40 protein-coding genes are annotated in these 25,819 nt (G+C 63.5%); 15 read left to right on the top strand and 25 right to left on the bottom strand.

What is annotated here, in order from left to right; translation table 11 throughout:
• Positions 1-262: 262 nt before the first annotated feature.
• Complete coding sequence (mobF, locus tag GA615_RS13250) at positions 263-3,001, top strand: MobF family relaxase (protein WP_152051790.1); 2,739 nt, start codon at positions 263-265, stop codon at positions 2,999-3,001.
• Complete coding sequence (locus tag GA615_RS13245) at positions 2,985-3,434, top strand: hypothetical protein (RefSeq protein WP_152051789.1); 450 nt, start codon at positions 2,985-2,987, stop codon at positions 3,432-3,434. Before mobF ends, GA615_RS13245 begins: the two co-directional genes overlap by 17 nt.
• Here GA615_RS13245 and GA615_RS13240 read toward each other — a convergent pair.
• From GA615_RS13240 to GA615_RS13165, 17 genes are all read right to left on the bottom strand, one after another.
• A complete protein-coding gene (locus tag GA615_RS13240; protein WP_152051788.1) occupies positions 3,406-4,011 on the bottom strand; it encodes a hypothetical protein in 606 nt (201 codons plus the stop codon). The two genes, GA615_RS13245 and GA615_RS13240, sit on opposite strands and share 29 nt — an antisense overlap.
• Complete coding sequence (locus GA615_RS13235) at positions 4,008-4,364, bottom strand: hypothetical protein (protein ID WP_152051787.1); 357 nt, start codon at positions 4,362-4,364, stop codon at positions 4,008-4,010. The genes GA615_RS13240 and GA615_RS13235 overlap by 4 nt, the downstream gene beginning before the upstream one ends.
• On the bottom strand, positions 4,361-4,612 hold the full coding sequence (locus tag GA615_RS13230) for a hypothetical protein (protein ID WP_161602318.1): 252 nt from the start codon (positions 4,610-4,612) through the stop codon (positions 4,361-4,363). The genes GA615_RS13235 and GA615_RS13230 overlap by 4 nt, the downstream gene beginning before the upstream one ends.
• A 263-nt stretch (positions 4,613-4,875) precedes the next feature.
• Complete coding sequence (locus GA615_RS13225; protein ID WP_152051785.1) at positions 4,876-5,157, bottom strand: hypothetical protein; 282 nt, start codon at positions 5,155-5,157, stop codon at positions 4,876-4,878.
• Entirely contained in the window at positions 5,154-5,663 is a 510-nt protein-coding gene (locus GA615_RS13220) for a hypothetical protein (protein ID WP_152051975.1), read from the bottom strand. The genes GA615_RS13225 and GA615_RS13220 overlap by 4 nt, the downstream gene beginning before the upstream one ends.
• A gap of 14 nt (positions 5,664-5,677) precedes the next feature.
• Positions 5,678-5,833, bottom strand: coding sequence for a hypothetical protein (locus GA615_RS27455; RefSeq protein WP_161602317.1), 156 nt, complete (start codon positions 5,831-5,833; stop codon positions 5,678-5,680).
• Between the two features lie 36 nt (positions 5,834-5,869).
• Positions 5,870-6,058, bottom strand: coding sequence for a hypothetical protein (locus tag GA615_RS13215; protein WP_152051784.1), 189 nt, complete (start codon positions 6,056-6,058; stop codon positions 5,870-5,872).
• A gap of 23 nt (positions 6,059-6,081) precedes the next feature.
• Positions 6,082-6,504, bottom strand: coding sequence for a helix-turn-helix domain-containing protein (locus tag GA615_RS13210; RefSeq protein ID WP_152051783.1), 423 nt, complete (start codon positions 6,502-6,504; stop codon positions 6,082-6,084).
• A 97-nt stretch (positions 6,505-6,601) separates the two neighbouring features.
• Positions 6,602-7,126 carry a hypothetical protein gene (locus GA615_RS13205; RefSeq protein WP_152051782.1) on the bottom strand — a complete coding sequence of 175 codons (525 nt, stop codon included), beginning with the start codon at positions 7,124-7,126 and terminating at the stop codon, positions 6,602-6,604.
• Between the two features lie 7 nt (positions 7,127-7,133).
• Positions 7,134-7,553 (bottom strand): hypothetical protein, encoded by a 420-nt coding sequence (locus GA615_RS13200; RefSeq protein ID WP_201750181.1) that lies wholly within the window; start codon positions 7,551-7,553, stop codon positions 7,134-7,136.
• A gap of 167 nt (positions 7,554-7,720) precedes the next feature.
• Positions 7,721-7,963, bottom strand: a complete 243-nt coding sequence (locus GA615_RS13195) for a DUF551 domain-containing protein (protein ID WP_152051781.1) — start codon at positions 7,961-7,963, stop codon at positions 7,721-7,723.
• Entirely contained in the window at positions 7,960-8,325 is a 366-nt protein-coding gene (locus GA615_RS13190; RefSeq protein WP_152051780.1) for a hypothetical protein, read from the bottom strand. The genes GA615_RS13195 and GA615_RS13190 overlap by 4 nt, the downstream gene beginning before the upstream one ends.
• Positions 8,322-8,510: an adhesin gene (locus GA615_RS13185; protein ID WP_152051779.1), complete on the bottom strand. Its 189-nt coding sequence runs from the start codon at positions 8,508-8,510 to the stop codon at positions 8,322-8,324. Before GA615_RS13185 ends, GA615_RS13190 begins: the two co-directional genes overlap by 4 nt.
• Positions 8,507-8,992, bottom strand: coding sequence for a hypothetical protein (locus GA615_RS13180; RefSeq protein ID WP_201750180.1), 486 nt, complete (start codon positions 8,990-8,992; stop codon positions 8,507-8,509). The genes GA615_RS13185 and GA615_RS13180 overlap by 4 nt, the downstream gene beginning before the upstream one ends.
• Positions 8,993-9,143: 151 nt before the next feature.
• A complete protein-coding gene (locus GA615_RS13175) occupies positions 9,144-9,389 on the bottom strand; it encodes a hypothetical protein (RefSeq protein ID WP_152051778.1) in 246 nt (81 codons plus the stop codon).
• 25 nt (positions 9,390-9,414) lie between these two features.
• The gene (locus tag GA615_RS13170; RefSeq protein ID WP_152051777.1) at positions 9,415-9,687 is read right to left on the bottom strand and encodes a hypothetical protein; all 273 of its coding nucleotides are present in this window, start codon (positions 9,685-9,687) and stop codon (positions 9,415-9,417) included.
• 55 nt (positions 9,688-9,742) lie between these two features.
• The gene (locus tag GA615_RS13165) at positions 9,743-10,552 is read right to left on the bottom strand and encodes a DUF932 domain-containing protein (RefSeq protein ID WP_152051776.1); all 810 of its coding nucleotides are present in this window, start codon (positions 10,550-10,552) and stop codon (positions 9,743-9,745) included.
• A 308-nt stretch (positions 10,553-10,860) separates the two neighbouring features.
• Here GA615_RS13165 and GA615_RS13160 point away from each other — a divergent pair, with 308 nt between their 5' ends.
• Together GA615_RS13160 and GA615_RS13155 are read left to right on the top strand one after the other, a co-directional pair.
• Entirely contained in the window at positions 10,861-11,508 is a 648-nt protein-coding gene (locus tag GA615_RS13160) for a helix-turn-helix transcriptional regulator (RefSeq protein WP_161602316.1), read from the top strand.
• Positions 11,505-12,575 (top strand): hypothetical protein, encoded by a 1,071-nt coding sequence (locus GA615_RS13155; protein ID WP_152051774.1) that lies wholly within the window; start codon positions 11,505-11,507, stop codon positions 12,573-12,575. Before GA615_RS13160 ends, GA615_RS13155 begins: the two co-directional genes overlap by 4 nt.
• Positions 12,576-12,844: 269 nt before the next feature.
• Here GA615_RS13155 and GA615_RS13150 read toward each other — a convergent pair whose 3' ends face one another.
• From GA615_RS13150 to GA615_RS13130, 5 genes are all read right to left on the bottom strand, one after another.
• Complete coding sequence (locus GA615_RS13150) at positions 12,845-13,084, bottom strand: hypothetical protein (protein ID WP_152051773.1); 240 nt, start codon at positions 13,082-13,084, stop codon at positions 12,845-12,847.
• On the bottom strand, positions 13,081-13,365 hold the full coding sequence (locus tag GA615_RS13145) for a hypothetical protein (protein WP_152051772.1): 285 nt from the start codon (positions 13,363-13,365) through the stop codon (positions 13,081-13,083). Before GA615_RS13145 ends, GA615_RS13150 begins: the two co-directional genes overlap by 4 nt.
• Positions 13,355-13,873, bottom strand: coding sequence for a hypothetical protein (locus tag GA615_RS13140; RefSeq protein ID WP_152051771.1), 519 nt, complete (start codon positions 13,871-13,873; stop codon positions 13,355-13,357). Before GA615_RS13140 ends, GA615_RS13145 begins: the two co-directional genes overlap by 11 nt.
• 178 nt (positions 13,874-14,051) lie before the next feature.
• Positions 14,052-14,249, bottom strand: coding sequence for a hypothetical protein (locus GA615_RS13135; protein ID WP_152051770.1), 198 nt, complete (start codon positions 14,247-14,249; stop codon positions 14,052-14,054).
• Positions 14,250-14,295: 46 nt separating this feature from the next.
• Positions 14,296-14,562 (bottom strand): hypothetical protein, encoded by a 267-nt coding sequence (locus GA615_RS13130; RefSeq protein ID WP_152051769.1) that lies wholly within the window; start codon positions 14,560-14,562, stop codon positions 14,296-14,298.
• A gap of 285 nt (positions 14,563-14,847) precedes the next feature.
• Between GA615_RS13130 and GA615_RS13125 the strand changes: the two genes are divergently transcribed.
• Positions 14,848-15,579, top strand: coding sequence for a hypothetical protein (locus GA615_RS13125; protein WP_152051768.1), 732 nt, complete (start codon positions 14,848-14,850; stop codon positions 15,577-15,579).
• 22 nt (positions 15,580-15,601) lie between these two features.
• On the opposite strand, the gene GA615_RS13120 is transcribed toward GA615_RS13125, so the two are convergent.
• From GA615_RS13120 to GA615_RS13110, 3 genes are all read right to left on the bottom strand, one after another.
• Positions 15,602-16,633: a DNA-methyltransferase gene (locus GA615_RS13120; protein WP_152051767.1), complete on the bottom strand. Its 1,032-nt coding sequence runs from the start codon at positions 16,631-16,633 to the stop codon at positions 15,602-15,604.
• On the bottom strand, positions 16,630-18,426 hold the full coding sequence (locus tag GA615_RS13115) for a DNA cytosine methyltransferase (RefSeq protein WP_152051766.1): 1,797 nt from the start codon (positions 18,424-18,426) through the stop codon (positions 16,630-16,632). The genes GA615_RS13120 and GA615_RS13115 overlap by 4 nt, the downstream gene beginning before the upstream one ends.
• Positions 18,427-18,491: 65 nt before the next feature.
• Positions 18,492-18,689 (bottom strand): hypothetical protein, encoded by a 198-nt coding sequence (locus GA615_RS13110; protein WP_152051765.1) that lies wholly within the window; start codon positions 18,687-18,689, stop codon positions 18,492-18,494.
• A gap of 605 nt (positions 18,690-19,294) precedes the next feature.
• Between GA615_RS13110 and GA615_RS13105 the strand changes: the two genes are divergently transcribed.
• The 10 genes from GA615_RS13105 to GA615_RS13065 all read left to right on the top strand — a co-directional run bounded on the left by GA615_RS13105 (position 19,295) and on the right by GA615_RS13065 (position 25,737).
• Complete coding sequence (locus GA615_RS13105) at positions 19,295-20,083, top strand: ParB/RepB/Spo0J family partition protein (protein ID WP_152051764.1); 789 nt, start codon at positions 19,295-19,297, stop codon at positions 20,081-20,083.
• A 188-nt stretch (positions 20,084-20,271) separates the two neighbouring features.
• Positions 20,272-20,655, top strand: a complete 384-nt coding sequence (locus GA615_RS27450; RefSeq protein ID WP_161602315.1) for a hypothetical protein — start codon at positions 20,272-20,274, stop codon at positions 20,653-20,655.
• Entirely contained in the window at positions 20,631-22,301 is a 1,671-nt protein-coding gene (locus GA615_RS13100; protein ID WP_161602314.1) for a type IV secretory system conjugative DNA transfer family protein, read from the top strand. Before GA615_RS27450 ends, GA615_RS13100 begins: the two co-directional genes overlap by 25 nt.
• Before the next feature lie 47 nt (positions 22,302-22,348).
• A complete protein-coding gene (locus GA615_RS13095) occupies positions 22,349-22,756 on the top strand; it encodes a hypothetical protein (protein WP_152051762.1) in 408 nt (135 codons plus the stop codon).
• 122 nt (positions 22,757-22,878) lie between these two features.
• Positions 22,879-23,088 (top strand): hypothetical protein, encoded by a 210-nt coding sequence (locus GA615_RS13090; RefSeq protein WP_152051761.1) that lies wholly within the window; start codon positions 22,879-22,881, stop codon positions 23,086-23,088.
• Positions 23,089-23,216: 128 nt separating this feature from the next.
• Positions 23,217-23,396, top strand: a complete 180-nt coding sequence (locus GA615_RS13085; protein ID WP_152051760.1) for a hypothetical protein — start codon at positions 23,217-23,219, stop codon at positions 23,394-23,396.
• A gap of 42 nt (positions 23,397-23,438) precedes the next feature.
• Positions 23,439-23,771 carry a hypothetical protein gene (locus GA615_RS13080; protein ID WP_152051759.1) on the top strand — a complete coding sequence of 111 codons (333 nt, stop codon included), beginning with the start codon at positions 23,439-23,441 and terminating at the stop codon, positions 23,769-23,771.
• Positions 23,768-23,974: a hypothetical protein gene (locus tag GA615_RS13075; protein WP_152051758.1), complete on the top strand. Its 207-nt coding sequence runs from the start codon at positions 23,768-23,770 to the stop codon at positions 23,972-23,974. The genes GA615_RS13080 and GA615_RS13075 overlap by 4 nt, the downstream gene beginning before the upstream one ends.
• Positions 23,975-24,967: 993 nt before the next feature.
• Positions 24,968-25,546: a hypothetical protein gene (locus GA615_RS13070; RefSeq protein WP_161602313.1), complete on the top strand. Its 579-nt coding sequence runs from the start codon at positions 24,968-24,970 to the stop codon at positions 25,544-25,546.
• Positions 25,543-25,737, top strand: a complete 195-nt coding sequence (locus GA615_RS13065; protein ID WP_152051756.1) for a helix-turn-helix transcriptional regulator — start codon at positions 25,543-25,545, stop codon at positions 25,735-25,737. The genes GA615_RS13070 and GA615_RS13065 overlap by 4 nt, the downstream gene beginning before the upstream one ends.
• Positions 25,738-25,819 lie beyond the last annotated feature (82 nt).

Here is a 25,819-nt window from a genome sequence, read left to right as displayed (position 1 = left end):
GGATGCCCCTTCGCCGCGGCCCGGACTGCGGTCAAGGGCGGCGCAGCCGCTCGTGAAACCCTTGACCGCATTAAGGCCGGGCCGTGGCATTGCAGCGCCCCGTTGGCCTCCATCTCTCGCCGATTGCGATAGGGATGCGGAGGGCGGCGCCAGCCGGTCGCTCGCGACGGGAGCGCAAGCGAACCCCATAGCAGCCCGGTCGGCTTGCCGAATCGCCCATAGCATTAATTGACACGCGCTTGTCCAGCCCTATTATTCCAGCGTGCTGCGAACACACTGGATTACCGATGCTGCTGCCGCGAAGGCCTACTACCAGGCGTCGGACTACTACGCGCAGTCGCAAGGCGACTGGCTGGGCAAGGGCGCTGAGGTTCTCGGGCTTGTGGGGCCCGCTCGGAAGGAAGACTTCGAGCTGCTCTGCGACAATGTGAACCCGCTCACCGGCCAGCCGCTGACGACCTACACCCGAGACGGCAGGCGGGTCGGCATCGACTTGAACTTTAACAGCACGAAGTCGGTGGGCATCGCGCGGGAGTTGGCTGGGCCAGGCAACCGAGGTGACGACCGTATCGAGTGGGCTCACCGCGAGGCGGTGGCCCATGCCATGGGCTATGTCGAGGCGGACATGCGCGGTCGCGTCCGGGCCGGTGGAAAGAACGAGGACAGGATCACCGGCAACATGGTCGCCTTCCGCGTGACGCACCGAGACACGCGGGTCAGCGGGCAGGACGCCATGCCCGACATGAGCCTTCACGACCACGTGGTCGTCTTCAACGCCACCGAGGACCAGGCCGAGGGCAAGTGGAAGGCCGCCGAGATGGGGCAGATCAAGCACGACGCGCCCTACTACGAGGCCATCTACCACAACCGGCTGGCGTCAAACCTCCGGCAGCTCGGCTACGGCGTGCGGAAGAAGGACAAGGCCTTCGAGATCGCGGGCATCTCCGACGAGCTGGTCAGGAAGTTCAGCCGCCGTCGTGCGTACATCGACCAGGTCGCCGAGAAGCTGGGCATCACCAGCCCCGAGGGCCGGAACACGCTCGGGGCGACCACCCGGCTGGGCAAGGTCAAGGAGCGGGCCGACGACCTCAACCGCTACTGGGTCAGCCGCCTGACTGACGCGGAGCGCCAGCAGCTTGCCGGGCTGGTCGGCAAGGCGGGGTACGAGGGGGACGTGAAGGCGGCCGTCGAGTTCGCCATCGGCCACCTGTTCGAGCGCAGGAGCGTGGTGGACGAGAAGAGGCTCTACGAGACGGCCATCCGCCACGGCGTCGGCTCGGTCACGCCGGAGCTGGTTCAGGAGGAGGCGAAGCGGCAGGGCCTGCTCACGAAGGACGGGGAGGCCACGACCCGGCTGGTGCACGCCGAGGAGCAGCGGGTGATCGGGTTCGCCCGCAACGGGCGGGGGACGTGTCGGCCGATGGGGGTTGGGATGCAGGAGTTCTTGACCCTCCGTGTGGACAGCCCAGGTTGCGACCCTCAAGCTCCCACTACTGCATCCCAAAGGCATCCTGCCACAACCTCACCGCTCGCGCAACCGAGAACTGACCTCTCCCCCGACCAGGCCGCCATCGCCCGCCACGTCTGGAACTCGCCCGACCGCGTCATCCTGATCCGCGGGGCCGCCGGGACTGGCAAGACCCACACGATGAAGGCGACCATCGAGGGGCTGGATCGCCCGGTGGTCGTGCTGGCCCCCTCTGCCGAGGCCAGCCGGGCCGTGCTCCGCAAGGAGGGCTTCCAGGAGGCCAACACCGTGGCCCGGTTCCTGATCGACGAGAGGTTCCAGGAGGAGGCTCGGGACGGCGTCATCTGGGTGGACGAGGCCGGGCTGCTGGGCATGCGGCAGGTGCGGGAGGTCTTCGACGCCGCCGAGCGGCTCGGTGCCCGCGTCGTGCTCCAGGGCGACCGGAAGCAACACGGATCGGTCGAGCGCGGAGCCACGCTCCGGGTGCTCGAGGAGTTCGCCGGACTGCCCGTGGCGGAGCTGAAGGATATCCGCCGCCAGAAGGGCCGCTACAAGGCCGCCGTGGCGTCACTGGCCAAGGGCGACCTCCTCGGCGGGTACGACCAGCTCGAAGGCCTGGGCTGGGTCAAGGAGGCCCAGGACGATGCCACGCTGGTCGAGGACTACCTGGCGGCCCTCGATTCCCGGAAGTCCGTCCTGGTCGTCGCCCCGACCCATGCGGAGGGCGGGGAGATCACCGCGGAGATCCGGGCCCGGCTCAAGCAGCGGGGCGCAATCGCCAGCGAGGGTAAGCAGGTCGGGGTGCTGGTGCCCCTTGGCTGGACGGAGGCCGAGCGGGGCGACCTGGGGCGGTACGAGGGCGGCGAGGTCATGCAGTTCCACCGGAACTCGGGCACCTTCCGGGCCGGGGACCGCGTCCGGGTGCTCGACTGGAAGCCCGGTGCCCACTTCGCCAAGCCGTCGCACTTCTCGGTCTACACGCCGTCGTCCATCGAGCTGGCCGCCGGGGACCAGATCCGCGTCACCGCCAACGGGAAGACGAAGGACGGTAAGCACAAGCTGAACAACGGAGCGATGTATCGGGTCAAGGGCTTCACGAAGGACGACGACATCGTGCTGGAGAACGGCTGGGTCGTGGGGCGTGACTTCGGCCACCTGGCCCACGGCTACGTCACCACCTCGCACGCGAGCCAGGGCAAGACGGTCGACCGCGTGCTGATCGCCATGGGCCACGAGTCCCGCCCGGCGATGGGCGCGGAGCAGTTCTACGTCTCAGTGTCGCGGGGCCGGGAGCAGGCGACGGTCTACAGCGACCTGACGCCGGCCGAGCTGCGCGAGGCCATCCAGAGGGCGGATCCGCGGAAGTCGGCGACGGAACTGCTGCGCCGCGCTCCCGTGCCGATGAAGCCGAGGCGGCGGGTCCGCACGCTCGCGGAGCGGATGCGGCTCGCATTTGCCCAGTTGCGCGAGAAGGCTGCGACTGTTATTGCAGTGCAGCGAGAGAAGGAGAGAGCCTATGTCCGAACTCGATAGAATCCTGAAGGGCGGGCCGAATGGCCTGGTCCCCAAGCCGGATGTTCCGGCAGTCGACGACGCGGGCGAAACCGAGCTGCCCGCCCTGGACGCCCCGTACCAGGCGCACGCGAGGGCGGCGAACAAGGCCGTCTACGCCCTGCATTGCCTGCTGGGGGCGAAGGGCTGCGTGAGCTTCCAGTTTGTGCAGCTCGACAGCCACAGCGAGTTCAGGGCCGAGAAGGAGGGCCAGATCATCCGCCTGCGGTTCGTGGGCTCGAAGATCTGGGAGGTTACGATCGGAGGGCTCAACCTCTGGCGGCTCTACGACCTGATCCACCAGCATCGGATGCCGTGGGTCAGGCTGAGCGACCGGGGGTTCGCGGCAGGGGCCGAAGGCGAGGCTCTGATCACGAGCATCCAGATCAAGGAGATCGAGAGGGAGGTGGGGTAGGCTGGCTGGGCTGTCCGATGGTCGCCCCGACGATGGCATCATTGGCGTCTGCCAAAGCCTCGACAAAATGCCTGCTCCGATATTCGTGTGGGCAATCCTCGTCGGCCTGCTCAGCGAGGGTCCGGAGCGATTGCACCAGCTTCGGCCCTGCCGCAAACAGCCGGGCCAGCGCCTTGGCTGTGGCCGCGAAGTCCTCCGCCCCGCCGATGTAGATCATCTCGACCATCGGCCTGTCTTCGCCAGCCGCGAAGATGCGGTAGGTGTCGGCGGTTTCGCCAGGCTCGAAGTGGTAGGGGCCGGGAGGAAGGCTCGCCGTGGCGGAATCGGCCACGGCCGCAGGCCTCAACTCGTAGACCCACATCTCCCAGGAGTGGCGGCCTTCGAGGAACTCGACGAGGAAGTAGTCGTCGCTCCTTGCTTGGGAGAACTCGCCCAGGTCGACGCCGATGTAGTCGTCGTCCTCGGCCTGGTCGGGCTTGTACATGACCTGGAACTGCTCCTCGCCCATCAGGACAGCCATGTCGCAGGCGGTGCGGATCTCGTCCGGGGTGGTGAGCTTGATGGCGATGACGTTCATGCGGCCTCCTTGCCGGTGGCTTCTGCTATGGCGGATTCGGCGATTTGCCGGGCAGTCTCATCTGGATACTCCGCGTACACTCGGACTATTTCACTTAGCGCTGCGAGCAGTCTCGGCGCTGCATCCAGCATGCGCTGCGGCTCGAAGGCGATAGTGACGCTTTGTTCAAAGTTATCGTCGCCATCCACATCGACCAATGCGGCCAGGTCGATACCGTCGCAACTTACGATGTCATCAGCGTCAGCGGTATCCATCTTGGCTGCCAGATCGGCGGCTGCTTGAGGGCTCTCGGCCTCGATACCGGGGAAGTAAAGCTTCATTTCCCTGTAGATGTGGACGTTGTACTTGGTCATTCTGCCCTCCCGGTCGCCTCAGCGATGGCGGCCAATGCATCACGATACGCTTCGCCTTCCTCGCCTTCGGAATCGTCGTGATCAGCAAGCAGCTCGGCGCAGCGGACCAATGCCTTCAGCAGTTTCGGAGCGGCGGAGCCCAAGCGGGCGTTCGCCTCCTGTAATTCACCAGGTGTATCCTCATTCGTGTCGAAGACCTTGTTGCCCTCGGCGTCGAAGATCTCGAAAGCGGGGATATCATCGCCCACCTGCTTGTCTCCGTGAGTGCCGGGGTTGCGGACCGTGTAAGGGCTGTACTCGTAGCTCCAAGGAGCTGGAGAAGGCTGTGCAATTTGAGTTGTCATAACGAGCTTCCTTTCTCTGATTCTTGCCCGCTCATCGGGCCTTTCTGTGTGTGCGCCCGAGGCCGGTGGCGCTGTGCCGTGCAAGGACAAAAAGCCGAAGGCTTCCGCTTGCGGAAAGCGGTCTTTTTTCCTTGCCCCGGCATGGCTCCGGCCTCAGCATCACCACATCAAAGGCCGTGCGGGGCTGAGGGCGGAGGGGGAGCAGCATGGCGTTCGAGGTAAGCCAGCACCTTGCGGGCATCGAACGCAGCCGTGGTGCCACGGCCTGCGACTACGTTGGCGATGAACTCCGACATGGGGCCCTTCGTCTTTGCCAGACGGGTGTTCTCGCCAGTCGCCAGCCAGGGCAGCGTGAGGTAGATGTGAGGATACTCAGCGGCTGCCCAGTTGTCGCGCTCCCACTGCTGGATTCGCTCCTCGCAGGCCAGTCGCAGTTCATAGGGCGTCATGGCTCGCAGCCCTTCCCGACGTTCCCGCTATCAACCGGGCTGGTGAACTCTCGCCAATGCCGCCAGCCTTGCGGGCAGTGGAAGCCCCATTCGCGGATGCGGGGACCGGTGACGAACAACGTCCAGGCGGGCTTTAGCCGGAAGTAGGCGGGCTCGTCGCCAGGTGGCACGACCGGGCAGCGATGATTGCGGAGCAGCTCAATCCGGTGGGCGTGCTTCGCCCTTCGGAAGACAATGCTGCCTGCATAGCGTCGCCGAACTTCGGTTGCGGTGTGCTCGATGTACCCGCCCTTCAGGATGATGCTCAGGCTGACCCAGGGATGGTCATGAAGCGCGCGGTCGTCGTCGTCCCGCAGGAACTTGTGCAGGTAGATGTTGAAGAAGCGGTTCCGTGGGATGACCCACCAGCGGAGCAGGTACGGGTCCTCCTTGCCGCCGATGTAAAAGTCTGGATCCCGGTAGAAGGGCCGAATCAGGCGGTCTGCAGCTCGCTTCAGGAGCGACATGCTCGGGGCCGCGGTCATGGCTTGACCCAGCGCGACAGCTTGATCGCGTCTTCCAGCAGCTCACGGCTCACATAACCAGCGGTCACCAAAGCGTTGAGGATGAACGTGGCTTGCTTCTCGCTCAGCGTGTCGAGCAGTTCGTTCAACGGCAAAACCTTCTTCTCTTCCATACTCCTCCTTCGGGCCTCAGCCCTTTGATTAATCGTTTACGCCGCATTTGCACCGCCTGGCGTGTAGCGGTCGTGTGCCTGAATCCAGGACACGCATAGCCGGTTGCTCGGCGTATCGGGGCAGTCCATCGGCTGCATGGTTCCGTCCTGCTGGTAGAGACGGTAATGGATGCGGCCGTCCCGGATGTCGAGCTTGGCCTTGGCGACCAGCTCGTTCTCCGGCATGAGGGGGTCGTTCTGCCCGGCGTTCACGCAGCCCCCGCCATGACGTCCACCAGCTGCCGCACGGCCCGCCGCTGGTTCGGGCTGAGGCTGGCGAGCCACTTCATCAGCTCCAGCGTCTCGCGGTCGGAAAGTCCGTCCTGGGCCCCGGCATCCCCACGCAGGGCGGACGCGGCCAGGTCGCCTACGGTGGTGCCGAGGGCGTTCGCCAGGTCGACCAGGCGGCAAAACGTCGGCTGGTTCGTGCCCTTCTCGTACTTCTGGACCTGCTGGAAGGTCACCCCGACCCGCTTGGCGAGGGCGGGCTGCGAGAGCCCGAGCAGGACGCGCCGCTGCCGGATAACGGCACCGAGGCGGGCGGGGAGGTCGGGGGCGGTCATGGCTGCACCTTCGCCTTTTCGAGCTTCCGGCACTGGCAGGACTCGCCCTTCCAACCTTGGCGGGCACACGCATCATCCAAAATCCACATCGAAGTCTTTGCGACCAAAATCAGCAGGATTAGCGTCGCTGCCATACCCACCCATAATCCTTCCACAAATCCTATTCTCATACTCTTCCTTCCGGCCCCTCGGCCTTGCTGTTAATCGTTATCGTCCCGCTCTCGTGCATTGCAAGCAGCGCGGCCACCAGACGGTTCTCGAGCTGGGCGTGCTCTTTGCCCATCGGCAGGCCGTAGTCGCGAGCCCATTCCTCGATGGTCGGGCGGAGCGTCTCGCGCAGGCGTGCGAGTTGGGCGTCGGTGGGCGCCATGATCTGACCCTCGCGAAGTTCTTTCAGTTCCTCGATCAGGTCTTCGACGAGGTAGGCGTTGTGTTCATTTTTGCAGGCCTCGCACAGCACAGCGAAGCCCTCCTGCCTGCCGACCCAACCGAACGGGTCCTCGACATGGTAGCGGTGCTTCTCGCAGAAGTACCCCTCGCAGCCGCCTTCGCCAGTCCCGTGCATTCCGCCGCAAGCGTAAGCCAGTCCCCGGTCGATCTTCGCGTCGCATCCGGGATGGTCGCAAGTCGCCGCGTGAACGTAGCCGATCGGCCTTCCCTTGCTGTCGGTGCCGCAATCTCCCCATCCCATGACCGCCTCACCCTTCCGCGCCGCTGTAGCTCGGCGAGATCGGGAGCACCGAGCCCCTCGGCTTTGCCGCCTGCTTCGCCCGGATCTGCTCGATCTTCGTCCAGACCCGGCTAAGCTCGACTTCTGCCGCCTCGTGCACTTCGATGCCGTTTGCCAGACAGAGGGCGGCGTGCGTGACGGAGACCCCGCCCGACTCCTGCTTCGGCTCGCCGACCGGGCGTCCGAAAACATAGTCCACGAGTTGCAGGCACTCCTCGCGCGTAGCTCCGCAGGCTTGAACCAGTTCCAGAGCTTCCTCAAGGAAGCGGTGGTTCCTCTCCACCTTGTCGGCGGAGATCACGGGCCCGAAGCAGGCGTCCATCCAGGCTCCAACTCGCTCTTGAAAAGTGGGGGCGGTCAGCCCGACATCTTGTTTCTTTCCTTCCATGGTCTATCTCTCCTTCTGTTGCGTTCTTACGAGCCTCGCTCGTCCAATGGTTGCCGGGCCGTACATCACCGTCACGCCCGCGTACCGGCAGCAGGGGCACGGCCAGTATTCCGGCTTCCAGTTGCGGATAAGCATGTGGCAGCCGGAGCCTTCGCAGACGTGGCAGATCACAGGATCCCCGCTGCCGTCTCGGCCTTCGGCGGCTTCGGCACGAACATCCAGTGCGTGGGGCGGCGGATCTTCAGCCGCTGCCCGTACTGGTCGAAGTGCTTCGAGCGCCATTTCTGGTGATGCCGAGACCAGTAGCAGTCGGGCACGCGGCGCTTGCCGGCGTCGAGCAGGTCGATCCGCTTCAGGGCGGTCTTGGGCGCGGTCTCGATCGGCTGCCAGAGGGTTGCCTCGGTGTTCATGCACCCGATTCCTTTTCGATGATCTCGATCACTGCGGTTTGCAGCCGGGTTCTCAGAACCTCATCTCTCATCAAGTTGTTGAAGGACTTTTCTACCAATCCGCTACATTTATTGATCACCAAGTTCGCCAGCTTGTGGTTGAGCTGGTGGACAAGCTGCTTGGCAAAGTCTGGCGAGTTGACGCACTCTGCTGTTGCCGTGTAAACCGCCTTGCGAATGGCTTCGGAGTGAAGCTTGAAGGCGTCCTCAATGATCGGTCCAAGCGGCGTTTGCCAGCCTTCGATTTTGTCCTTGAACACTTTGATCGCTGCTGCTGCCATGATGGCTTCGATGGCGTCGCCTTTGATAACTATGTCGCTCATTCACTGAGTTCCTTCCTTGGTTTCGGTAGTTTCAGGCTCCGTATCAGCTTGGCGACGGGCGGCTTGATGCCGCGCTCCCCGTATAGCCATGCCTTAACGGTTCGCTCCTTCACGTCGATCAGCTTGGCGAACTTCTCCGGCCCGCCCCACGCTGCGACGATGGGCTTGAGTTCCTCGGGGGTCATGCGGCGACCGCCAGCGACTTGAGTTGCTGGGCGAGCGACTCGACCTCTCCGGTCACATAGGCGAGGTTCCTGTATCTCTCGAAGCCCCCAAAGGGATCAACCATTTCAGCCTCGCGGCGGATCGACCTCATCCCCGGCACATAGTCCCGGTAGTGGGCACAGTCAAAGCCGAACCACCAGACATGGTCCTCGCCATCCACTTTATGGCAGATGTGGCGGGCTTCGTCGGCATTTGGCTGGCAGGCTCCGGCGAAGGTCAGGCCACCGTGAACCTCGACGTTCGGAACCTCGTAGTCCTTACCGAAATGTGGGTGGTCCTTCGAGACGCCGACGTAGCCGCAGAGCGCGCCGAGAGGTCCTCGAACGATCAGGCAAGGGTAGCCTGTGGCCTGGTCCAGCCACTGCTTTTTGTCGGGTTCGCTTTCCCAATCGCCGCGTCCCCACTGGGTTTTATCTTGGGTGTAATATTCGATGGTATCCACGTTGCAGCCTCCTTGCTGGTTACGTCACAACGTGTAGCGCAGCCTGATCCTTCGGTCAAGCGATTATTTACACGTTGTGTTGATCACGCTGGCGAGCGAAGCGAGCCTCGCGGCCTGCGGGGCGGGCCTCCTCTCCCGCACCTCCTCCTGTTCAATCCCCACAAGCAAACGGGTTCGCGTAGCTGGGCGGCTCTGACTTGAGGTCGGTCAGAACGAGGTGATTTTCTCCCTCGTGGACATACCCGGCGAGTCGCACGCCGCACCACACGGCGAACCAGCCCCTGAGGCTGGGATGATGATGCATGAACTGATGGAACGCGGTCACCAGGTCCGAAGCCACGACCGTGACGTCGGTCAGAGTGCCGTCAGAGTTCGGGCGGATGAAGCGGAAGGGCATGGGAATGCTCCGGTGAAGGGAGGCCTCAGTTATCGCTCGGGTTCCGCGGCCAGGTTGCGGGGAGGATCGACGGCGGAACCCGCACCCAGTACAGGTCATATTTCCCGGTGTCCAGCATCAGGCCCTCATAGACGTGGGCCACGAGTGCGTAGTCGTGCCAGACCGCATACGAGCAGCACAGGCCAGGCTTCCAGTGCGTTGCCTTGAGCGCCTCGATCGCTTCGGGAAGGCTCGATGCGGTGATTTCGTGGTCTTCAAGCTCCCCCTCGCGGTTGGGGCCGACGAAGCGCCAGATCATGGTCGTAACTCCGAGGAAGGAAGGGGGCGGCATCCCTGCCACCCCCTCGCCAGTCTCAAACCAGCTCGGCCATCCTCTCGGCCAGCCTCCAGAGGGCACGGTTCACACGCACGTCCTCCGACACGCTCTTGATGGGGCGGGTGCGGACCCGGCGTCCGTTCGCGTTGTGCCCGGCCAGGCCACCCCGGAGGAGATTCTCCTGCAAGACGTTCGTCGTGCGCCAGAGGTCTCGGCGGCCATCCTGGTCGGTGTAGTCCTCGCTCCGCCGGGCAGTCAGCAGGTGAGCGGGGCGGATGCTGGCGTTCGGCTTGATCTCCATGGCGGCGTCCGCGAGGGCCAGCTGCTGCGGGCGGGTCAGGGTGATCCCCTTCCATTCCTCGATGGCGGCCATCGTGCGGGGTGCCTCCTCCACGATCTGGTAGGTGGCGTCGATCACCCGCTGGTGGAAATCGGAGCCGCCGGAGTGGTGAACCCGGATGCTGCCGAAGTCGGCCGACTGGACGACCAGGCCGTTCGAGCAGACCAGGCGGAAAATCCCCGCCATGAGTTGATACGACGAGGTTCCGTCGTGGCTGTTGACCAGCACGAGCTCCGGGATCTCCTCGCCTACGCGGGGCGAGTCGAGCAGGCTATCGTGGCGGAAGCGGATCAGGTGCTTGGTGAAGTCGCCCTTGCCCTCGATGCGGGATCGGCTCTGCTGGGCGCGGACGGGCATGAACCCCCGGTCGCGCAGCATGTCCACGACCTCGATCGTCGGCACGAAGCGGTAGCGGTCGCTCATGCGATGCCAAGGGGTGGAGGCGAAGATGGAAGGGGCGGAGCGGCGGAGCTGCTCGTTGGAGAGGGTCGCGAGGGTGGTGGTCATGGTAGTGGTCTCCTTCGTTGAAAAGGTCTGGTTGAATGCCGCGCGCATTCAACCGGAACGAAGGAAAAGCCCTCAGCGGGGGTGTGCGCAGTCAAGGATCGCCGAGCGTCTGCACAAGCGTGCAGCGCGCGGAAGATGCGAAGGCGACTTGCGAGGTCCTTGACGCAGCGAGGGGCGTTAGGCCCCTTCTTCCCACGTCAGGGACAGGGAGGGCGCCAGGTCGCGTAGCGACGGGAGCGAAGCGCACCCCGGGATGGCCCGGCCCCGGAGGGGAGACGCGAAGAAAATCCAGAGGGACTATTGTTGACGTGGATCAGGACGGTCCGTACCATTCAGGTCGAAGCCGACTCGCGTCCCGCTGGAGAAGCAACCCCATCGAGGAAATAAGGCTGACCCCCGCCCAGCGTATCCGTTCGCTGCTGGCGCTGAAGGGCCTCAATGTCGTAGACCTCGCCAAAGCCGCCGGGCTCGACCGGCAGGCCGTGTGGAAGATCGTTCGAGGAGAAACCGCGAATCCGGGCCTAGTTACGATCGAGCGGATCGTCGAGGCGGCTGGCTCGACGATGCTGGAGTTCTACGCGCTCAAGGAGCCATCAGCGATGACGCCACTTCAGCAAGAGGTGCTCCAAGTTGTCCAGGATGCAGTGGACACGAATGGGAGCCACGCCTGGCTCACTGCCCACCAGATTCTGAACCGCTTGCCCGCGGCCACTCGTGACCCTCTGATCAAGAAGCGAGGCGGGGTAGGGTTGGGTTCTGGGGCTTCCTTCTCACCGACCAGGGACGTCGGGATCGCGATCGAAGGGTTGGGTGACGTGATCGAGCGGACCGTCCTCGACGCCCGTGGCGCCACCTTCGAAGTAGCGGGACAGTCTGTGCCCGCAGGCTTCCCCTTCATCGCGCTCTACCGCATGAACAAAGACAGGCACGGCACCCAAGGCGGAGAGAGCCGATGACCGTGGCGAGTACGGATCCCAAGTCCCCCGAGCCGGAAACCGTGATTTGGCGTTACATGAACGCCGCGAAGTTTGCCACGTTGCTTGATCCGTTCACAGCCCATGCCGACTGGGGTATTAGCGCTCCGAGCAGTGAAAAGCCCCAGCCTCCTGGTCAACTCTGGTTCGGATACCCATGGTCATTCAAGGACCGCTTCGAGGGCAAGCTCCCCGCCCGGAGTAGGCAGAGAGAGAAGTACATCGAGAAGGTGATCAAGAAGAAGGGTCTGAAGAAGAAGGAAGCGGCTGCTCTCCGTGAACTCTACCTCTCGGTCAGCAATGCGCACCTTTACGACGCCATAGAGGCTACCGCTGACCTCTACGGAGCCTCGTGCTGGCAAATGAACGAGAACGTGGATCCGAAGATGTGGCGATTCTCGGGACGCCATTCAAAGAAGCAAGGTAAGGATGGCGTAGCTGTACGGTCCACGGTCGGCCTGGTCAAGGAGGCCCTGCTTGGTGCGCAAAACCTACCTGAAGCATCTCGCCCGGATGTCTGCCAGGTCGGCTATGTGAGCCATGGCGTTTACTTCACGCTGAACGACGGAGCCAAAGGCATCCTCTCGCTCGTTCGAAGCAAGTATAAGCACCAAAGGGAAGTCAGGTTCTCCGCCAGGTCCCCAGCGCTGGCAAAGATCAACTTCACCGTCTCAAAAACAGTGACCATCAATATGAACGAGCGGTTGGCTTTCAGTTCCGAGGAGGAAGCGATCGCTTACTTCAGGAAAGCTTGGGGCCCTTTCACGAATGAGGGACCTGAGTTCCACCGAGAACGCGTCGAAGCAATTATGGAGGCTAGTGTTCCGAAGGCGGAGGAGATCAAGCGGGTCTCCAAGGATGTCAGGAGCAAGAAAGTTCCCGGATTCAACCTTCCGATGAAGCTGGCCGGCGCGATTCTTGAAGTTGTGGTCAGTCCCGAGTCCGCGCCGGGATACGAGGGCAAGGTGGAGCAACTGTTGGAAAAGGCGGGTTGCGAGAATGTCCACGTCGTTCGCGGGCAATCCGGGGATCACGATGAAATTACATGATTAAAAAGGAACCTCGCCCGGCTCACTGAGCACGGGCAATTCCTCGCAGACCGTCCGCTCACCGTTTTCGAGCCTGCGGGCAAGCTCCCGCTCCACGAACGACTCGATCCGCCGCTAATGGGCCCGCGTCCTGAGCCAGTCACCGGCCTGCTGCCGGTCACCTTGGAAGTAGCGGTCTGTAAAGCTCTGGAAGCCTTTGCGTCCGATCTCGCGGAAGTGCTCGACCCCGTGCCTCCTGAGCGTCTCCCGCCCGCCTGCGGAGCCTCGGGTCACTCAACCTCGCGCTGCTTCACCTTCGAGAGATTGGCGACGTTCACCCGCTCCGGGATGTCCGGCTTGTCCCATTCGATGGTGGCGATCTTCGTGCTGCCGAGGTCCTTGATGGCCGTGACGATGCCCTTGGCCCGAGGCAGGTCGCCGGTGATTGTGCCGGTGGACTGGAGCCAGGTTCGTGAGTAGCGGACGGTGTCGCCGACCTGGATGCCCTTGATGCGGTTCTGCCAGGTCATGCGCCCACCTTCCGGAGGCTACCGCTCGCCAGTCTGGCGAGGATCTCGCTGGCGAATTGCCGCGGTTCCTGCACATGCCCGGCTGCGATCTGCTCGAGGGCCTTGGCCAGGGAGTCCCGCTCGCGGCTGACGCGGCAGGTCTCGTTCTGGGAGAAGGCGAGCTCGGTGACCTTCTCGAAGAGCAGCCGTTCTCGGGCTTCAGGGACGCCCCCTGGCCCGAAGACGATGGGCTTCTCCGGGCAGGGCTGGAAGTCTCGCCCGGTGGCGGGCTTAGCGCTCACGCTCGGACTCTTCCCGGCGACGCTGGGCGATCGTGTCCGCCAGCTTGATCGCGGCGTCACGGCTTTCGGGGGATGCCGCTTGCTCCCAGACCTTCGGCTTCTTGTCATAGGCGAAGCCGTGATCCCTGCGACTTTCGTCGGGGAACTGCATGGCGAGCTTCTCATCCGAAGTCGGCGGCTTGTCGTTGTCGAAGGCTATCCCGACGCGGCTGTGGTCGAGGGACTCGACCATCCGCACGCCCTCCTGCGGGTAGCTCCGCATGGACTTGAAGCGGTCGGTCCAGCGGGGCTTGGCGGGGGCCTGCGGCTCGGCCTGCTTGGGCTCCGGCGCGGGGAGCTGGAGGGCGGGATCGGGCAAGGGGTATTCCTGCTCGATCCGCTCCTTGGCCTCGCGGCTCGCCCGGATGGCCTCCATGGCAGGAGATTCTTCGAGAACGGCGGCGATAGGCGTGGGCTCGGTGGCGGGGGATTCTGGCTGGGCTTTCTTGGCTCTGGACTTTCTCGGCATAGGCCTCCTTGCTGATCGAGGTGCTGCGGGCCGGGCTGATTAACCACCGGCCTCAGGGGGCGGCCTCCCGGGACCGTGGTCGTCGCGCGAACGCCGCCGCAGCGAGGGGACAGTAGCGCGGCCCTGCGGAGATGTCAAACGAAAGGGGCGGCCCCCGAAGGAGCCGCCCCCGCTCCGCTCAGATCACTTCCCCAGACTGCACCCGCGCCAGCCAGTATTGGACGCAACGGATATCCTCCTGTTGAGTCACAATTTCGGCCAGCCATTCCTTGTGGCTTTCCGGCACCGGCGGCGAAGTGGATTCCAGGTACAGGCGTGCATTGAGGTCGTACAAATAGCGTTTCAGGCACTCTTCCAGGCTGAATTTCGGTGACATAGCATCCTCCATGATAAAGGGGCGGCACGAAGCCGCCCCGGTTCCGCTACTTCGCAGTCACGCCATCGCGTTCCCGCAGCCCTTTGGCGTCGGCCCGCTTTTGCGTCTTGATCCAGGCATAAGCCTCGCGGAGCAGCTCGGCCATGGCCAGCAGGTCGTCGGCGTTGAGCGAGTCGGTCTCCTTCCAGGTTTCGTCGCCCTGGCGGTAGCTGCGAGCCACGTTGACCGTGTAGTAGGTGCCACGTTCGCCGTGGTTTCGCCAGATCACGGCCTGCAGGCAGCCATCGCGGAGTTTGTGGGCGGGGGTGGACATGGTGTTCTCCTTCTCTTCGGTTTCCGGCCCGCCTATCGGGCCTTACGGGAGCGCCCCGAAGCCGCCAGAGGCGGCCGGGTCAACCGAAGGGGGCAGGGTCCCGCTGCAGGATTGACCCGGCCGACTGCGGCTTCAGCTTCCCCGTCCAAAGGCCACATGAGCGGGGTGGGACCGGAAAGTAGAGGACAAGGGCGAGCCCAAGCACCCGCTTTATCCGGCCGAAGGATCAAGTAGAATGGAAGGACTCCAGGGCGATCCCTAACCTTCCCTGATTGGAGCAGTCGGATGCCTCTGGTCGAATACCTCCAGGAGTCTGGGAACAGTCACGCGCGAGAGGAGATTTTCAACTGCCGACTCTTGTACGACACCAAAGTGGCGGCTGCCGAGAGAGGCTATCACCTGCGGTCGTATTATTCGGACGTCGATCATGATGGTTTTGATGCGATCCTAGATGACGCAGACCGAGTCGTTCGCCTGCAGCTCAAAACTTTACTGAACACCTCTAAGAAGAAACGCTGGGATGACATTAAGAAATACGTGCTGAGGCCGGTTCCTAGGAACTGGGAGCGCTTTGGGTATGAGCCCGCTGCTTCGCCAGGAGTGGAGGGGGCGGTCGTCCTGATGCAGCTCACGGTCAACGGTCAGAATGTCTCGGTCCAGTACAACTTCACAGACATTTACATAATAGCTGGCATCGCTCAGAGTATTATCGACCGACACCACACTGTGCGGACTGCATCGACCAATCTGCTGGCAGCTATTGGCCAAGGTGCATCGAATGGGCAGGTGGCTGTATCGAAGGAAATGTTCATCCCGGCTGCCACCCCTGGACACCTTCTGTCACTCATGGACCTTCATAGCGATACAAATACCAACTGGCGGGGCTTGATGCTAATCCTCGCTGACCATCTTTTGGGTGAGGGCGAAATGGCAATGCCTGCTGGCCACACTGTTGAAACGCTGTCGACGACTGTCGTCGAAATGCTTAAAACCGCATCAGGTCGGCTTGAATTATAAGCACGCAATGGGTTGTCGATGATCACGCCGCGACGACGATGTCGGCGAACATTCCCGCGTCCTTTCGAAGCCGCCGCTCGGCGATCTGCACGTAGTCCGGGTTGAGTTCTATTCCGATGCAGTGCCGCCCGTGGCGGTCAGCGACCAAGCCAGTCGTTCCTGCACCGAAGAATGGGTCGAGAACGGTGCCTCCGATGGGGCTGCCTGCGAGGACGCATGGTTCGATCAGCTCAGGAGGGTAGGTGGCAAAGTGGGCGTCGGAGAAGGGCTTGGTCGCTACCGTCCAAACGGACCGCTTGTTCCGGGTCGTTCCTTCCCACGGTACTGACCCGCACACGTTCGCCCCTGTCCCTTCTGGGCAGCCACGCGCAGAACCGGACTTCCGCTCTTTATTGCCGCTTCGCTTGATTCGAACACCTTGCTCGCGGCCGGCTCGGTGATAACGACCATGGGCCCCTGGACCGGTATCCCATCCATCCGGCATCTTGGTGTCGCCAGGATTCCAGCGGCACGGCTCGGCGATGGCCTCGCGGTCATAGTAATACCGCTCGCTCTTGGTCAGGAGGAAAAGGTACTCGTGCGACTTCGTCGGCCGATCAGTCACGCTCTCGGGCATCGGGTTCGGCTTCGACCAGATGATGTCGCTGCGAAGGAACCAGCCGTCGTCCTGGAGGGCGAACGCGAGGCGCCACGGGATACCGACGAGGTCCTTGGGCTTTAAGCCTGACCCAAACTTATCCGCCACGCGGGCTGTGAAAGTGCGGTCAGACCGCCAACCATTCTTTCCTTGATTGCCTCCAGAGTGTCCGGCATAGCTGTCCCCGATATTCAGCCAGAGAGTGCCGTTATCCCGCAGCACCCGCCGCACGTCGCGGAACACGCGGACCATGTGCTGGATGAACTCAGCAGGCGTCTGCTCAAGACCAAACTGACCGGTGATGCCGTAGTCCCGCAGTCCCCAATACGGCGGACTTGTCACGCAGGTATGAACCGACTGGTCGGGAAGCGTCGCAAGCAGGGAGAGGCAGCAGCCGGTGAGGATGGTGATCGTCATGCCGCCCTCGCCAGAGGAGCGGTTTCAAATTGCGCCCTCGCAACCGCGGCCGCGATCGGCGGGCAGACCGAGTTGCCGCACATCCGGACCTGGGCGGTCTTGCTGAGCCGCTTGCCGCCGATGACCGGGCTGATCAGGTAGTGCTCGGGGAAGCCCTGCGCCCGGTAGAGTTCGGGCGGGGTCAGCATCCGAAGGCCGATATCCACGATCACATAGTCCTCGCCCCGGACGGTGACCAGGCCGAATCGGTCCTTGCTGGTGACGGTATGCAATGGTTCCTCGAGCCTCGGGTCTTGGTCGGTGCCGAAGTATTTGATCAGGAAGGCCCGGACCTCCGCGAGGTGGGTCCCCTCGGCCCGGATCGTCGAGACCGGCTCGGTCACCGGCTGGCCGTCCCTGCAAGTCCCGTAGAGCTTGAGCAGGTGGGACGTCACTACCTGCTGGTGGGATCCGGACGACGTGATCGTGCTCACAGGCTCGGTTGCCTTACGGCCCGCCTTCACGCCGTCCCCTCGCTCGCTGTTGTGCTGGGCAAGAAACGCGGACACGAGGGCCGCCCGCGAGTCTGTCGTCATCGTGTGGATGGGCTGCCCGGCAGGGCGGGGCTTTGCCGAGTAGGCCGGTCCGCCAGTGCCGACGAGTATAGGGGATACGAGAGCGGCATCCGCTTTCGCCGTGATCGTCTGATAGGGCATGTCCGGCGAGCGCTCTGGGGACTGACCGGCCCGGCCACCGACGCCGGCAAGGAACGGTGTGCAAATGGCATAGTCGCCGGACGCGGTCACCGTATGGAGCGGCTCGCCTACCGAATGCTGACCTTTGCCCCGACGCTTGCCGTTCTTGTCGACGTCGCCGTGCGCGGTTCGCGCGATGAACGGCGTCACCAGCGCCTTCTCGCCGCGGTTCGCCCCCGTCACGGTTCGAAACGGCTCATCGAGCGATTCGACGCGGTCGCTGCCGTGATGGGTCAGGTTGACGATGAACGGCTCGCTCGCCTCGATGACGAACCGGCGGATACCAGCGGCGATCCGGCGGAGCGTGTTCTCCGCCAGTGGACGGTCTCGATCGAAGATGCTCGGGCACGGCAGCGACCAGTCGATGCACTCGGCGGCGGTCCGCCAGGGCTTAAGGTTGATGCTGAACAGGTCTTGCTGGATCTTCTTGGGATCTGCGTGCGTAGGCTCAGGCCAACGGATCGGCAGTCCGTCACAGCGGGCGACCATGAATAGCCGCTTGCGAATTGTGGGTGTGCCGAAGTCCGACGCCCGAAGGACTTTCAGCTCGACGCGGTACCCAAGGTTTTCGAGCTGGGACTTCCAGCGGCGGAAAGTTAAGCCCTTCCGCAATGGGCACGGCTGGCCGTTGGGGAGGACCGGTCCCCAGTCCTGAAACTCCTCGACGTTCTCCAGGATGATGACGCGCGGCTTGACGGCCTTCGCCCACCGGATCACGACCCAGGCGAGGCCGCGGATCTTTTTGCTGACGGGCTTGCCGCCCTTGGCCTTCGAGAAGTGCTTGCAGTCCGGGCTGAACCAAGCGAGGCCGACCGGGCGACCGGCGCAGGCCTCGACGGGGTCGACGTGCCAGACGTCCTCGCAGTAGTGCTTCGTCTCTGGATGGTTCGCGGCGTGCATCGCGATCGCTTCCTGGTCGTGGTTGATGGCGATGTCCGGTGACCGGCCAAGGGCCATGCCGATGCCGAGCGACGCGCCGCCGCCACCAGCGAAGTTGTCGACGATCAGTTCGTCAGGGGATATTGCCAGAGGGATGGGACTGTTGTAAACAGAATCCATAATCGCTAACTCCATTTAGCGGTTAATTGAGGGGTGCAGTTTCCGGCTGCACCCCTTCGTTGTTACTACGCCGCGAGGACTTGCGCAACCAGTTCCTCGGTAGCCATCTGGCTATGCGGCTCGCTACGGAACCAGTTGCCGTTCTCGTAGCGATAGCCAGCGTCACGCAGCTGTCGGCGGCGTTCTTCCGAGGGCTTCTCGGCGAAAGCGATAGAGACAGTCGTGGTCTGGCGGATGATGGCGATGGGTTTGGAATCAGTCATAACATTCTCCTTCTAGTTACAGGCTCGACCATCGAGCCTTACGGCACGCCCACAGAACCCGCCTTGGACGGGAAGCCTCGGCGGTGGGCAAGCAGAGAATTGGGGGAGACCCTCGGGGGGAGCCGATTCTCTGCTTGCGCATCCCGGCGGCGGGTTCATCGTGCCAAGAATAGGCGTCGGTCGGGGCCTGGAGCTGGTGGGGATTGCTTTGAGTGTTCAGACTGCTGCCCCAGATCGGGCGGGCAGAGCGACGTGTCGCTGACCGCCCCCTTGCCCGCAATAGCGCTCATCGGTACAGTACCAGCCATGGAGACCATCCGAAAAAGCTCGGGTTTCAGCTTTCCGGGGGGATACTCCGTTCATAGGTGCTGTTTTTGGGTAAGCTTTACCCATTCACATCATCTCACCGGCAAACTTTACCGGGTAATCTTTGCCGGGCGCACGCATCCATAAATACCGGACGCTGCGAGTCCGGTTAACGCAACTCGCTCTGTTTAAATCCCTTGCGACATTCTTTTTGTGTCGCGCAGGGTTTGGCGCGCCATTTGTAAATCCTGCAATCCGTTCTCCTAACGTCTTGCATAACAGGCATTTACGAGGCGGCCATGCCGAAACTCGAGATCAAGCCGCTGGCCTTCTTCAAGCCCGACACGGGGCAGGCCAGGCAGACCTACGACGAATGTGAACTGCGGCTCCTCGGCGAGTCGCTTCGGGAGCGGCAGCTTCAGCCAGTGCTGGCGCGGCCGGACGGGACGATCATCGCCGGGCACAGGCGATACCGGGCCGCCGCCTTGGTCGGCCTCGAATCGCTCCAGGTCATCGTCGTGGACGGGGAGCTGTCCACAGCGCAGGTGCGTGGGATGCAGCTGACCGAGAACATCCACCGCTCCGACCTGACGCCCTACGAGAAGTGGCAGGCGTGCCGGGAGCTGCTGGAGCTGAACGGCTGGCAGGGCAAGGAGCTGGCCGAGCATCTGCACCTCGACCCGTCCACGGTGACGCGGCTGCTCTCGCCATCGCGGTGCATCCCCGAGGCGCAGGAGGCGCTGCGAGAGGGCAAGCTGGGCATTAGCGACATCTACGCGATCAGCAAGCTGCCGCCGGATGACCAGCCCGCGCTCCTGGCCCTAAAGCTGTCAGGCGCCAGCCGCGACATGCTGGAGCAGCAGGGGCGGAAGAAGCGAGCCAGCGCAGCGCCCGCAGTTCGAGCCAGCAAGATCAAGATCGCCCTGACCAACGGAACCACGGTCACGATCTCCGGCGACGACATGACGCTGGATGAGGCCATCGAGGCCGTGCAGGAAGCGCAAAAGGAAATGCGGAAGGGCCGCGACCAGGGCCTCGACGCCAAAACGCTTCAGGCTGTGTGCAGGGACAAGGCGAAGGCTGGGTGATAACCCGCCCCTTGCGAGGCGGGTGCGCCATGTGGCGGGGGGCGTTGCTGCGGGCCGGGCTTGATTCCGGTCTCAGGTTACGCCGTGAACGCGACGCCCTGTCCTTGCAAGCGTGTCCATCCACGCCGCCGCAGCTCTCGAACCCTGCCACGCCTCGCCCATTCGGTCAACAACTTTCGGAGGTGCCTATGCGGCTCATCATCGCCGCCGCGCTCACGGTCTGCGCGGTGTGCTGCTACCAGCGGTCGGTCGCCCTCATCGACAAGGCCAGCAGCGTCCCACGGGCGGCGGAGGAGATCGAGGGCAACCTCGACTTCTTCGACCAGCCCAACCCGCTCAAGGCAAAGCCCAGCCAAGAGCAGATCCTAGCCGTTCGTAATGCCCAGTGGATGCAGCGGTTCACGGTGCTGTCCGGAGGCGCTGCCCTTGTGGCGTTCCTTGCCGCCCTCGCTCGTCGTCGTCCCAATCAGGAGAACCAGCCATGCGACTCTGTCGCGCCCTCCTCATCGCCGGGATCCTCGGCATCGCCGCCCTCGGCTTCGCCTTCATGCTCCGATACCCCGCGATCCTGATCGTCGGCGCCGCTGCCGTCGTGTATCTCGGCGGGCGCAAGGTCGTCCGGCTCACCAGCCACGGCACGGCCCGATGGGCGGACGCGGACGACCTGGAGCGAGCCGGGCTGCTGTCCGACAAGCCGGGCCTGCTCATCGGGCGGATCGCCCTGCCCAAGAGGGGATTCTTCGAATCGCTCAATGGGCTGTTCGACAGGCGTGTCCCGGCCGGCGTCGCGTGCGAGCGGTTCGTCTACTCGATGAGGAAGCTCCAGCGGGGCAGGCAGGAATCAGCCCTGGTGCGCCTCTCGAACGCCGTCCACATCGCGGTCTTCGCCCCGACCGGCGTGGGCAAGGGAGTCTCTTGCGTCATCCCGCACCTGCTCAACAGCCCCCGGTCGATGGTCGTCATTGACTTCAAGGGCGAGAACTACCAGATCACCGCCAGGCATCGCCAGGAGAGGTTCGGCCACAAGACCGTGGTGCTCGATCCGTTCACAGTCGTCACGCAGAGCCCCGACACCTTCAACCCCCTCGACTCGATCGATCCGAAGTCGCCACAGCTCATCGACGAATGCCGGGCGCTCGCGAACGCCATGGTCATCAGGACGGGCGAGGAGAAGGACCCGTACTGGAACGACAGCGCCGAACTCTGGATCACCGCCATCATCGTCGCCGTAACGCTGTACGGGCGGGACGAGAACCGGTCGCTGCAGGCCGTGAGGACGCTCCTGACCGACCCGGCCAAGCGAGAGGCGATCGTCCAAGTCCTGCGCAATGAGACCGGCCACGAGGGCATGGTGGCCCGCCTCGGCAACCAGCTCACGAACTTCAAGGACAAGGAACTCGGGTCGGTCCTGAGCACGGCGAACCGGTTCATGAACTTCCTCGACACGCCCGCCATCGCAGCGAGCACGAGGTCCAGCAGCTTCGACCTGTCCGACCTACGCAAGGGGAGGATGACGCTCTACCTGGTCCTGCCGCCCAAGCAGATCTCGCCCCAGGCCGGGTTGCTGCGGCTGTGGGTCGGTGCGGCCCTGCGGGCGGTCGTGGATGGGGGCCTCCAGGAGCAGAACGCGGTGGACTTCATCCTCGACGAGGCCGCGAGCCTGGGGCGCATGGACTGCCTCGACGACGCGGTGGACAAGTATCGCGGCTACGGCGTGCGCCTCCAGTTCTATTACCAGTCGATGGGGCAGCTCCGAAAGTGCTGGGGCGAGGGTGGCGACACCACACTTATCTCGAATACCACGCAGGTCTTCTTCGGCGTCAACGACCAGCAGACCTCGGAGTTCGTGAGCTCCCGGCTGGGCGAGTCGACCATCGTCGTGGACTCCGGCGGGACGAACAACGGCGGCTCGCGGCAGGTCAACAGCCCGGAGCCGAGCACGAGCCTGACCGAGTCCTGGGGCAGCAACGCGAACTGGTCGCAGCAGGCCAGAAAGCTTCTCAAGCCGGAGGAGGTCGTGGCGCTGCCGGCACGGACGGCGATCACCTTCACCCCTGGCGTGCCGCCGATCCAGACCACGCTGACGCGGTACTTCGAGGAACTCAGCCCGGGAAACGGGCGACGAAGCCACCTCCTCCGGATGGCGGAGGTGTGGCTGACGGCGATCCTCCTGCTGGCGACAGCGGCAGCAGCGGGGCTTGCGATGGCGGGGATGTAGCACCACAACCCCCGGCTCAAGCCGGGCCAACCGAGGGAGGCATCGAGATGTCTGCAGCGAAGTTCGAGGACATCCTGGCCGGACGCGACAAGTTCGAGACGGATCAGACGGTGGTTCGCCACGCCATGAACGACATGGCGAACATTCCGGGTGCGGGGCAGGAGGAGCCCGCGGGCAAGAAGCTCGGCGAGGGGCATTTGGCGGCGATGGGGCGCCTCGGCGCCCACGAGCTCACGCAGGCCCTGGCCGCCTTTCCCGACAGCAACATCAAGCCGATGGAGGAGCCGGGCGTCCTCGGCAATCCGACTCCCCAGATCGTCACGCAGGAGATGGGCGGCCTCAGGGACATCGGCGCCACTGCCCGCGACTTCAGCCTCCAGGACCTCCTGGACGCCCGGAGCCAGCCGACGCCCCCCTCGCAGCAGCAGGACCGGGACATGGGGCGGGAGATGTGATGGGGCGGCCGGGGCTGCGACCGCAAGGTTCAGGCCCCGGCCACCGAGGCTCCACGCGCTACTTGCGCGGAGCTGACGAACAGACGATAGCGCCTTTCACACCAAGCATCAAGGAGCTTCGCATGAACGAACTGCTCTGGGCCGCCTGCATCGTGTTCTGCGGCCTGCTCATCGCCTGGTACCTCTACATGTGGACGTTCCGCACCCAGGACATGGCCTTCATCGCCAAGCAGCACGAGGAGGCGAAGAGGGCGCAGCTCGAGCGGATGTCCAGGATGGCGGGCGGTGCCGTGAAGGCCGGACTGACCATCGGAAAGATGCTGCGGAAATGACCCGGCCAGGCCGGAGTTAGGTTCCGCCGGGCGGCCGCCCGCTGACGAGGCAAGGCGTTGGGTCGTCATCCCACCGCGCCGGCGGATGGACATTAGCGCGACAAACGATCATTCGCAAGGAGATCCCGATGGAACAGGTTATCGGCGGCGCGTTCCTCTTCGCCTGGTTCGTCTTCTGGGCTTGGATGCTCGCCACCCGCCCCGACACGGTCTTCAAGTTCAACCAGATGGGCCAGGACAACATGGGCCGGGCCGCACGCGGGCTCGGCAGGGCGACCCTGTTCGGCCTCAAGCACCTCAGGAAATGACCGACCGGGGCAGGGACGCCCCACATCCGATCGGAGCGAGCCATGCCGAGCGACGAGAAGCGACTCAAGGAGGCTTTCGACCACATCCTGCGGATCAAGGAGGGCAACTACCCGGCCGTGGTCGGTCAAGAAAAGAACTACCGGATCGAGGAGCGGCCGTGGCAGGACATGCCGGAGCGCAGCAAGCTCGCGATCCTCCAGGACGCGGTGGACTGGTCCGGCGTCTCGAACCGCGACCAGGCCCACATCCTGCTGTCCGAGATCGACCCCGGGAAGATCAGCGACTCCCAGCGCAACCGGTTGATCGGCATGGCCACGCAGGAGGAGGACAGGACCGTCGAGAGGATCCGCGAGCGCGGCGGGAGGGAGCGATGAAACCGCCCGATGACCCCGAAGCGATCGAGTACGACTGCTCCCTGGCCGCCGCCATCCTGATCGTCGAGATGATCCAGACGAGCCCGACCGCCACCACGCCGGAGCTGATCTCCTTCATAACCTACGCCTGCCTCGAAGCCGTGAAGGAAGCGAGGCGGCGATTACCGGGGGCTGTCCATGCTGCAAAGCCATCAGTCAACTGACGCCTCGCTTCACGCTCTTTGCATCAAATTGGCCCAGAGGTGCACATCAATCGTTGAGCCGTTGTTGCGGCAGGAGGAAGTTAGCGAGTGCTTGCGCGAGATGTACGCGGCGATCCGGGAAGAATTGGAGAAGGCAACGCAGATTAACCCAAGGCGTTGAATGAACCTAGCCCTTGCGCCTACAGGCGTTTCGGGCTAGGCTCCCAATTGTCGAGATTGGAGAACAAATTATGCATACCAATGATTTTGGTTCAAGCACAATCAAGCGCAAATCCCCTTATATTGAAGTCGGACAACGATTTGGCGAGTGGACGGTTCTCGAACTGCCCCCAGGATCACGCGGGGATAGCTTCTGGCACGCCAGAATTGACTGTGTCTGTGATTGCGGAAGGATGTGCAAGGTCACAGTTAGGAACCTCCTAAAGGGAAGGTCTACTCGGTGCAGATCGTGCCAAGTCGCTGAGAATAATCGCACGCATGGGGATTCGCCCAAAGGCAATCACAAACGTCTATACAGAATCTGGGAGAACATGAAGCGCCGTTGCTGCGATCCCAACCAGCCCTGTTATCCGTACTACGGAGGAAGGGGGATTGCAGTCTGCCAGGAGTGGCTCCAGAACTACGGAGCGTTTCGTGATTGGGCGCTTGCCAGTGGTTATCGCGACGACTTGACGATAGATCGTTACCCTGACAGACGGGGCGACTACGAGCCATCCAACTGCAGGTGGGTGAGTTACGTTGAGCAGCGAAGAAACAGTGACAATCTACGGATTCTAACTATCTTTGGCGAGTCGAAACTGATGGTCGATTGGTCGCGGGATAGGCGTTGTGCCGTATTGCCAGAAACCTTTAAGCGTCGAATCACGAAAGGCTGGACGCCCGAGGTTGCGCTGACAGCGCCGAAGGGTTCGAGCAAGCATTAACTTCGGATAGCGGGGAGATTGACAATCCCATTGTGGGCAGGGGGACATAACCGTGCCGACACGCGAGCAGATGGACCGGGTCACCAGCGCCATCGAGATCCTCACGGCCGGCCTGTACGTCGTCTCTATCGCTGAGGGACGAGTCATCCAGGCAGCCCCCGGGCAGGAAGGCGGATACCACTTCTGGGACGACCTGAGCGAAAGCCAGCGACCCGATGCACTGACGGTGGCGATCGACTGGAGGGGTTTCACCGAGTCGCAAAGAGAGGGCGTCATCAGACGCGTTCTGGAAGGCGACGAGCCCGACCTCTGGATGGATGGGATCGAAGAGAGTTATCCCTCCGCCGAGGAGATCAAGGCCCTGGCCGCAGAGATCCGCTCCGACGAGCACGCGGCCCGCGTCCGAGACTACGGCGAGACTGACGCGGCGACCTACGGGCAGCGGGTGGCCGATGGGGCAGACGCCGTGAGACACCTCGCTCCAGAACTTCCGGCAGTGAGTTCGGAGGATATGGACAGAGTGCTGCCCGAGATCGAGCAGCGGTGGCAGACGCCCCAGGAACGACTCCAGAACATCCTGGACGGCAAGGGGCTGGGGGTCGAGAGACACGAATCGGAGCTGGTAAAGGAAAAGGAGCGCGAGCGATGAGCACCGACACGACACCCAGGCTGATCACCGCCGAGGAGCTGGCCAAACTCATGCAGGTCAGCGAACGCACCCTGTGGCGGCTGCTCTCCGGCGGGAAAGTCCCCCAGCCCGTGCGGATCGGGCGGAATACCCGCTGGCGACTGGCCGAGGTGACCGAATGGATCGAGCGGGGATGCCCGATTGGAAAGTAATGCTTGCGCGGAGCTGCGAGTCGTGCTACCGATTAAGACATGCCGACGCTTACCACAATTCCCACACAATCCTTTCCGCGTA

Source organism: Tautonia marina (assembly GCF_009177065.1).
Taxonomy (GTDB): domain Bacteria; phylum Planctomycetota; class Planctomycetia; order Isosphaerales; family Isosphaeraceae; genus Tautonia; species Tautonia marina.
Note: the sequence above shows the minus strand (reverse complement) of the source record. Positions and strands in the feature narration are given on the sequence as shown.